This window comes from Actinomycetota bacterium (assembly GCA_012837825.1).
GTDB lineage: Bacteria > Actinomycetota > Humimicrobiia > Humimicrobiales > Humimicrobiaceae > Humimicrobium.
On sequence record DUQM01000060.1, the window covers coordinates 1 to 1933 of the forward strand.

The window sequence follows — 1933 nt, forward strand, 5'->3', positions numbered from 1 at the left end:
ACAAAAGAACAGGAAATGCTTGAAAAAATTTCAACCACCTTTATTTCGGTCAATACCGAAAATGTCAAAGAGAAAGTCGATGAAATGTTTGGAATGATTGCCAAAATACTTAATTTCGACAATGCATATTTATTTGAGCTCGACGCAGGTTATGAAATTGCAACGATTCTCAATATGTATGTAAAAGATATTGAGAGCAAATCACCTCCTTTTTACCCGGGAACGAAATTTAAGACAGCAGACTTTCCTGAAGTCAAACCCCTGATAGCTCAAAACTTACCTATACTATGCGAAGATGTCTCAAATATTTCCGTTGAAAAGGCCGAAAATCAAAGAAATTTCTTTGCGTCAAGAGGAATAAATTCTTTCTTCGCACTACCAATAACAGTCGACAAAAAAACAGATGGGTTTTTTGTTATTGAATACAGAGATCGAAGTGATAAAAGATTCACAGAAAGTCGATTATACTTCTTAAAAATCATAGCAAATATATTGGGAGACGCAAGAAAGAAGATATTGTATGAAGAAAGGATATACAATATCGCTTATTTTGATGAAACCACAAAACTGGCAAACAGAAATATGCTTAAAAAGAACCTGGAGCAAATTCTGCATGTCAGAAAAGAATCAGAGAAAATAGTAATTTTTGATGTTGAACTGGGTAATCTAAGAATGATTAATGATACTTTCGGACACAGGATAGGAGAGCAGGTAGTAATAGAATCAGCAGCAATTCTTAAAAATCTGATGAAGGAGGAATGCAGTATATCAAGGATAGCTGAAGGAAAATTTATTATCATTATGCCTACTGCAGAAAATGCTGAACAAATACAGGAGTGTGCAGAGAAAATAGTCGATGCCTTTTCCAACCCTGTGCTACCCAAGGAAGGAAGAGAGGCATTATTTGTTACTGTTGTTATAGGCATATCCATATATCCGGATGATGGAAAAGATGTGAATACCCTTTTACAGAATGCCGATCTGGCAGCATATGAAGCAAGAAGCAATAATGAGAATATTGTTTTCTATACAAAACGACTGGAAAGCAATATTGCAGAAAACACCTTGTTTACAAACAAGCTTTTTAAATCATTGCAAAACAAAGAGTTTTTTCTGGAGTTTCAACCACAGATCAGCTGTGATACGGGAAAAACTGTTGGAATTGAAGCCTTGCTCAGATGGACCAGTGACGGCAATAAAAGAATACCGCCGGATAGATTTATCCCCATACTTGAGCAGACAGGACTGATTTATGATGTGGGACTCTGGGTATTGGAACAAGCACTTCAGGAGCATAACAGGCTTGCAGCAAAAGGATTTCCATCCCTTCGTGTTTCCGTAAACTTATCGGTTGTACAGTTTCGAAATGAAAATATTGTTTCTGATATTTCAAAGCGTATAGAAAAAAGCCGGGTAAACCCGAAATACATTGAACTGGAAATTACAGAAAGCATGTTCTCTAAAAATCCCGTGGAAGTACTTAAAAAACTACACGAATTGAAGAAGTTGGGAATAAGTATTGCCATAGATGATTTCGGCAGAGGATACTCATCATTAAATCGGTTGAAGTTAATTCCTTTTGACAGAATAAAAATAGACAAAGACATCATAGATTATATTGATTTAGAAAGAAAGCTGGCTCCTTTAACAGAAATTATTATTTTATTAGCCAGAGCTTTCAAAGCAGGTGTTACGGCCGAAGGTGTGGAAACAAAGGAGCAGGCGGATTTTCTCAGAAGTATATCCTGTGATGAAATACAGGGGTATCATTTTTCAAGGCCTTTGTCGCCGGAAGCACTGGAAGAATTCCTTAAAAAGAATTATCAGTAACATCCAAGCTTCTTTTAAACCTGAACATTATTATGTCGTTATGGCCAAACTCCGAAATCCTATAAACTAATTACACGATTTCTTCCTGATTCTTTTGCCTTGT

At 36.1% G+C, this 1933-nt stretch carries 1 protein-coding gene; it reads left to right on the forward strand.

The features are described 5' to 3' along the window. Window positions 1-1830: EAL domain-containing protein (locus tag GXZ93_04535; GenBank protein HHT79046.1), on the forward strand; the 1830-nt coding region annotated here is incomplete at its 5' end. Window positions 1831-1933: the final 103 nt, after the last annotated feature.